The sequence below is a fragment of the Pseudomonas sp. 22085 genome (assembly GCF_052045815.1).
Classification (GTDB): domain Bacteria; phylum Pseudomonadota; class Gammaproteobacteria; order Pseudomonadales; family Pseudomonadaceae; genus Aquipseudomonas; species Aquipseudomonas glycinae.
Genome location: NZ_JBQEQA010000012.1, coordinates 39,344 through 45,491, shown reverse-complemented (window position 1 = coordinate 45,491; position 6,148 = coordinate 39,344). Strand labels below are relative to the sequence as shown.

The 6,148-nt window shown below is 61.7% G+C and carries 6 protein-coding genes; 3 read left to right on the top strand and 3 right to left on the bottom strand.

All coding sequences use genetic code 11. From position 1 onward, the window contains the following. Window positions 1-351: 351 nt before the first annotated feature. From ACTJK7_RS16230 to ACTJK7_RS16220, 3 genes are all read left to right on the top strand, one after another. Complete coding sequence (locus ACTJK7_RS16230; protein WP_064382015.1) at window positions 352-750, top strand: hypothetical protein; 399 nt, start codon at window positions 352-354, stop codon at window positions 748-750. A gap of 40 nt (window positions 751-790) precedes the next feature. Further along, window positions 791-1,207 carry an organic hydroperoxide resistance protein gene (locus tag ACTJK7_RS16225; RefSeq protein WP_064382016.1) on the top strand — a complete coding sequence of 139 codons (417 nt, stop codon included), beginning with the start codon at window positions 791-793 and terminating at the stop codon, window positions 1,205-1,207. A gap of 135 nt (window positions 1,208-1,342) precedes the next feature. Further along, entirely contained in the window at window positions 1,343-2,776 is a 1,434-nt protein-coding gene (locus ACTJK7_RS16220; protein WP_108561386.1) for a catalase, read from the top strand. A 57-nt stretch (window positions 2,777-2,833) separates the two neighbouring features. Here the strand turns inward: ACTJK7_RS16220 and ACTJK7_RS16215 are convergent, their stop codons facing one another. The 3 genes from ACTJK7_RS16215 to ACTJK7_RS16205 all read right to left on the bottom strand — a co-directional run bounded on the left by ACTJK7_RS16215 (window position 2,834) and on the right by ACTJK7_RS16205 (window position 6,017). After that, the gene (locus ACTJK7_RS16215; protein WP_440780570.1) at window positions 2,834-4,252 is read right to left on the bottom strand and encodes an aldehyde dehydrogenase family protein; all 1,419 of its coding nucleotides are present in this window, start codon (window positions 4,250-4,252) and stop codon (window positions 2,834-2,836) included. Between the two features lie 65 nt (window positions 4,253-4,317). Further along, window positions 4,318-5,067: a creatininase family protein gene (locus ACTJK7_RS16210; RefSeq protein WP_011333687.1), complete on the bottom strand. Its 750-nt coding sequence runs from the start codon at window positions 5,065-5,067 to the stop codon at window positions 4,318-4,320. A 134-nt stretch (window positions 5,068-5,201) separates the two neighbouring features. Beyond that, window positions 5,202-6,017 (bottom strand): AraC family transcriptional regulator, encoded by an 816-nt coding sequence (locus tag ACTJK7_RS16205; protein ID WP_323151369.1) that lies wholly within the window; start codon window positions 6,015-6,017, stop codon window positions 5,202-5,204. Window positions 6,018-6,148: the final 131 nt, after the last annotated feature.

The window sequence follows — 6,148 nt, the reverse complement described above, 5'->3', positions numbered from 1 at the left end:
TAACCACGTTTTTTGTTAGGGAGGCAAACAAAATGTAGGAAATTTGCGAAATAAATATCGGACGTTTCCTACCTGATCGAGACGATGGCAAAGGGACAGAGATGTCATTAATGCCGAGAATCCAGCCTCTGTTCCTGGCAGGCGCCGATCGTCGAAAACCCGCGCAAAATGCCGACTGGCCAGCGCAATAGTCACCGCAGTTTCCGGGCGCTAACAAGCGCTAACAACGCATAACTGGCAGTCATTCAGCGGTGAAGGCAGGCTTGAATCTCACCGCTGAACGCCAGGCCACCTGCGAACCTTTTCGGTCGCGGCGCTCAGTCGAACGATGGTTTTGCGAGGGATTCGACCATGGCTGAAGGTTATCGCCACAATTGCCTGTGCGAGGCCGACCGGCTCGGCAACGACGAACTGTATGCCTTGGTCGCGGGCGCCGTCCGCCATGGCCGAAGTGAAGCACAACAGCTGTTCGCGACGGTGACGCCGTTGCTCATCGCCTTTTACGAAGGTCAGGTGCAAGCCGGGCGGATCCGTCGTGAAGACACCGGCGGCCTCGTTCAGCAGGCCTTCAGGACGCTTTATCAGGAACAGGCCGCCCATGACCCGAGCTTTCCGTTTCGCGCCTGGCTGATCGAGATCGCCCGCGCGACCCTGCTCAACAACCTGGACCATCGCGGTACTGACGCCGTGGCCGACGCGCTGGCGGGTGCATCTGCACGCGAATGTCATGAACCCACGCGGGCCACATGAACCGCCCTCCACGCTGTGAAATGCCCTTCAGGGAATGCCCATGATCGATATCGAAAAAACCCTCTACTCCGCGCACACCTGCACCACTGGCGGCCGCGAGGGCACAGGACGCAGTCACGATGGCCGACTGGATCTCAAGCTGTCGCCACCGGGTGCGCCCGGCACCGGAACCAACCCCGAGCAATTGTTCGCCGTGTGCTGGTCAGCCTGTTTCCTCGGCTCGCTGCGCCACGCCTGCAATGCGCGCAAGATCGTTTTTCCGGCCATGGCCGGGGTGGATGCTCAAATCGACCTGGTCCACGGCGAGCACGGGTTCTTCCTGCAAGCGAAACTGGCAGTGTCACTCCCGGACATCGAACCGCAAGTGGCGCAGCAACTGATCGACGCAGCACACCAGAACTGCCCCTACTCCAAGGCCACGCGCAACAACATCAAGGTCAGCATCATCCTCGCCTGACCAGCCCCCGCCGACACCAAAACACAGCGTCTTCCAACCACACCTTCGTACGATCCGGCGACACCATGGTGCAATAGATCGCGCCCGGGGCTTTTGATGTGATGACGGGAAACCGACAAAAGCCAGGAGTTGCGCATGAACAAGCTGACGACTGCCGCGGGCGCGCCCGTGGTTGATAACAACAACGTACAGACCGCCGGCCCGAGAGGCCCGATGCTGTTACAGGACGTCTGGTTACTGGAAAAACTGGCGCACTTCGATCGGGAAGTCATCCCCGAGCGGCGCATGCACGCCAAGGGTTCCGGCGCGTTCGGCACCTTCACCGTGACCCACGACATCACCCGTTTCACCAAGGCCAGGCTGTTTTCCAGCGTGGGCAAGACCACCGATGTGTTCGTCCGTTTCTCGACCGTGGCCGGTGAGCGTGGCGCGGCGGATGCCGAGCGTGACATCCGCGGATTCGCCATCAAGTTCTATACCGAGCAAGGCAACTGGGATCTGGTGGGCAACAACACGCCGGTGTTCTTTCTGCGCGATCCTTTGAAATTCCCCGACCTCAACCATGCGGTCAAACGCGACCCGCGCACCAATATGCGCAGCGCGCGCAACAACTGGGATTTCTGGACCTTGCTGCCGGAAGCGCTGCATCAGGTCACGATTGTCATGAGCGATCGTGGCCTGCCGCGCACCTACCGCCACATGCACGGTTTCGGCAGCCACACCTTCAGTTTCATCAGCCCGGCGAACGAGCGTTTCTGGGTGAAGTTCACCTGGAAGACCCAACAAGGCATCGAGAACCTGACCGATCAACAGGCCGCGACGCTGATCGGCGATGACCGCGAAAGCGCCCAGCGCGATCTGTACAACGCCATCGAGGAAGGGCACTTCCCGCAATGGAAGCTCTACGTGCAAGTGATGCCGGAGCTGGACGCCGAGACCTACCCAATCAACCCGTTCGACCTGACCAAAGTCTGGCCCCACGCGGATTACCCGCTGATCGAAGTCGGCGTGCTCGAACTCAACCGCAACCCGGACAACTACTTCGCCGACGTCGAACAGGCGGCCTTCAACCCGGCCAACGTGGTGCCCGGCATCAGCTTCTCACCGGACAAAATGCTCCAGGCCCGCCTGTTCTCCTATGGTGATGCGCAGCGCTATCGCGTCGGCGTCAATCATCACCAGATCCCGGTGAACGCGCCGCGCTGCCCGGTCAACAGCTATCACCGTGACGGCCAGATGCGCACCGATGCGAACGCGGGCAGCACAATCGGCTACGAGCCCAACAGCTATGGCCAGTGGGCCGAGCAACCGGATTTCAGCGAACCACCGCTGGCCCTCAAAGGCAGCGCCGGGCACTGGAATCACCGCGAGGACGACGACTACTTCTCGCAACCGGGCGCGCTGTTCCGAGTCATGTCCCCCGCCCAGCAACAGGTCTTGTTCGAGAACACCGCGCGCTCGATCCATGGCGCCAGTGCCCAGACCCGGCAACGCCACATCGATAACTGCACCCGTGCCGATCCGGCGTACGGTGCGGGTGTTGCACAGGCCATCGAAGCACTGGGCTGATCCGCAATGACTTGAGCAGGGCAAGCAGGATTGATCCTGTTTGCCCTGCTGTCGTCGTCAGTCCTCTACGATGCTTTTCGCTTCAAGAAACGCCTCCAGCCCGGACACGCCAAATTCCCTGCCGATCCCCGACTGTTTGACCCCGCCAAAAGGCGCCAGCAGCTCCGGTGCGATCCGGTTGATCAACACCGAACCGGCCTCCAGCCGCGCAGCGATGCGTCGGCCACGTTCGACCTCACGGGTAAACACATAGGCCTGCAAACCGTAGACGCTGGCATTGGCCAGGCGGATGGCGTCTTCCTCGTCGTCGTAGGCGATGATCGACAGCACCGGGCCGAAAATCTCCTCCCGGGCGATGTCCATGTCGTTGCTGACGTCGGCAAACACCGTGGGCTTCACGAAATAGCCCTGGCTCAGCCCGGCAGGCCGGCCCTCCCCGCCGACGATCAATCGCGCGCCCTGCTCCAGCCCGCGCCGGATAAAGCCCTGCACGCGATCAAACTGCGCCTGGTTGACCAACGGGCCGATGGCCGTCGCCGGATCATGGGGATTACCGACCACTATGGCGTCGACCAAGGCTCTTACCCGCTCGATCACCTGCGGCAGGAACGCGCGCGGCACCAACAGCCGCGTGCCGGCGACACAGGCCTGACCGTTGTTCATGAAGGCGGCATTCAGCGCCATGGGGATGGCCGCGTCGAGATCCGCGTCGTCGAGCACGATGGACGCCGACTTGCCGGTGAGCGACAGGCTCACCCGCTTCATGGTCTCGATACCCGCGCGGGCAATGAGTTTTCCGGTGGCAGTGGAACCGGTGAACGAAATCTTCGCAATGTGCGGGCTGGTGCTGATCTCGTCGCCCACTTCGCCGCCACGGCCCGAGACAATATTGATCACCCCGTTTGGCAGTTCCGCACGGTGCAAGGCGAGCGCGAGCACCTGGGTCTGCAACGGGCTGAGTTCGCTCGGCTTGATGATCGAGGCGCAGCCGCCAGCAATCGCCGCCGCCAGTTTGCTGCACACCGTACCGGCGGTGCTGTTCCAGGGCGCGAACAATGCCGATACCCCAACCGGTTCCATCACGACGCTTGCACGGCCCACAGGCCGGACCAGCTCGTAGTTCTCCAGCACCTGCGCCGCATTGGCAAAGGACTGCGAAGCGTACTGGCTGACCCATTGCGCACGTGCCAACGGTGCGCCGTATTCCTCGATGGCGGTGTCGCGTATCTCTTCGGTGCTCTCCAGCACCGCCGCCTGCAGGCGCCTGAGCATGTCGATGCGCTCGGCTTTCGAGGTCCGGCCCATTGTGATTTGCGCACGCTTGGCGGCGGCGATGGCTTGCCTGGCATCCTCGCGATTGGCCAGGGTGACCGTTCCGATGACGGACTCCGTCGCCGGGTTGATGCATTCGATCGTTTCACGGCCCTGAACGGGCACGAACGCACCCTCGATGTAGCTGTGCTTGATAGTCCACATAGCGATTTTCCCAAGGGTTGAAACAGCAACGCCCGGAAAATCCGGGCGTTAGTCAGGGCGACGGCTCAGTCGGGCAATGATTCGCGGCTGAAGGCTTGCACCTCCTGCACCAGACCGCGAGCGGCCATTTCCACCAGTTGCCGGCCTTTTTCCGGCGAAGCCTGGGCCGGGTCCGAGCCCATGCGGCCGTCTGGGTGACGGGCGCGGAAATCCGCGGCTTCCCGGATCGGCCCCCAATTGGCGATCTGCGGCGAGTAGTCCGCCGACTTGATGGAATCGGGGTAGGCCCACTGGGTCACGGCGATTTCCGAAGGGGTCGCATGAATGCCATGGCCGGTCGGGAACTGCTCACGCGCCAGCTCGTTGACCCCTTCCAGATCCCACCAGTTGCACAGCTTCAGGGCGAACCCGGCCTTGCGTCGGGCGAAACTCGCTTCGGCGTACAGCTCCGAAAACGCCGCTTCGATTGACGCGATGTTGCCGCCGTGGCCATTGAGGAAAAAGATCTTTTCAAAGCCGTGGGCGGCCAGCGAGCGGGTCCAGTCGGCGATGGCGGCGATGAAGGTCGAAGGCCGGAGCGAGATGGTGCCGGGGAAACCGAGGTGATGCTGCGCCATGCCGATGTTGAAGGTCGGGGCGATCAGGATGTCGGCGCTTTTCTGCGCTTCATGGGCGATGATTTCCGGGCACATCCAGTCGGTGCCCAGCAGGCCGGTCGGCCCGTGCTGTTCGTTGGAACCGATCGGGATGACGATGGTGCGGCTGCGTTCGAGAAATTGGGCGATTTCGGACCAGGTCGATAGGTATAAAAGCATCAGGATTCTCACTCTTCGAAGGTTCCTCGCGGAACGCGGGTGGGTGTTCAGTGCACCTGCAACAGCAGCGTCATTGATACCACCCGCCTCCCTTCGACGACAGAATACAAAGGTATCGGAATCGCCTGAACGCCCTAGTCGCGGACGAGAAATTCACGAGGCGATTCGCCCATCACCCGTCTGAACATGGCACTGAAGGCACTCTGGCTGGCGTAACCCAGATCCCGGGCAATCACCCCGACGGATTGCCCCTTGTCGAGCCGGTCGATGGCGGTCGCCAGCCGCACCTGCTGCAGCCAGTGGCGGAAATTCAGGCCGGTTTCATTGACGAACAGGCGTATCAGCGTGCGCGAACTGGCGCCGACCCGGTCTGCCCAATAGCCGATCGAATGGTCTTGTCCGGGGTCCTGCAGAATCGCCTCGCACACCGTGACCAGTCGCCGGTCGAGCGGCCATGGCACTTCGATCGGCAGCGTCCGGGTTGCCTGCAACTCACTGAGTATCAACGCCACGATGTGCGCGTTGCGGCCTTCCTGTGGGTATTCGATCGGCTGCTCGGCCAGGGCCAGAATCAACTCGCGCAGCAGTCCGGGGATCTCCAGCACTTTGCAGTGAGGGCCCAGCCCTGCGCAAACCTGCGGTTCGATGTAGATCGAACGCATCTTGACCGCGCTGAGCATCAACTGGTCGTGGATCATTCCGGGCGGAATCCACAGCGCCCGCTTCGGTGGCAGGATCCACAACCCGCGTTCGGTGACCACCCGCATCACGCCGTTCGAGGCATACAGCAACTGCCCGTGCCGATGCACGTGCGGCTCGTTGTATTCGCCGGTGGCCTGATCGCGCACCAGTACGGTCATCACCCTCGGCACATCCTGATAGTCGGGATAACGTTCGCTGCGCGGCGCGGATTCTCGCTTTGCGACGACCTTGCGCACCTCTTGTTTCATCGAGTGTTTTCTCCTGAAAACAGACCTTGATCGTGTTAAAGCGGCGATTGTCACTTTGGCGACAAACCCTGGCATTTGCCATTACCGGCCCATTGTTAGCCTTGCGCTCATTGTTCATCAATGAGGCCTTT

Excerpts from the sequence above, each read along its gene's own strand:
- ACTJK7_RS16215 (WP_440780570.1), bottom strand. The coding sequence starts at position 4,252 with ATGTGGACTATCAAGCACAGCTACATCGAGGGTGCGTTCGTGCCCGTT.
- ACTJK7_RS16205 (WP_323151369.1), bottom strand. The coding sequence starts at position 6,017 with ATGAAACAAGAGGTGCGCAAGGTCGTCGCAAAGCGAGAATCCGCGCCG.
- ACTJK7_RS16225 (WP_064382016.1), top strand. The coding sequence starts at position 791 with ATGATCGATATCGAAAAAACCCTCTACTCCGCGCACACCTGCACCACT.
- ACTJK7_RS16210 (WP_011333687.1), bottom strand. The coding sequence starts at position 5,067 with ATGCTTTTATACCTATCGACCTGGTCCGAAATCGCCCAATTTCTCGAA.
- ACTJK7_RS16230 (WP_064382015.1), top strand. The coding sequence starts at position 352 with ATGGCTGAAGGTTATCGCCACAATTGCCTGTGCGAGGCCGACCGGCTC.
- ACTJK7_RS16220 (WP_108561386.1), top strand. The coding sequence starts at position 1,343 with ATGAACAAGCTGACGACTGCCGCGGGCGCGCCCGTGGTTGATAACAAC.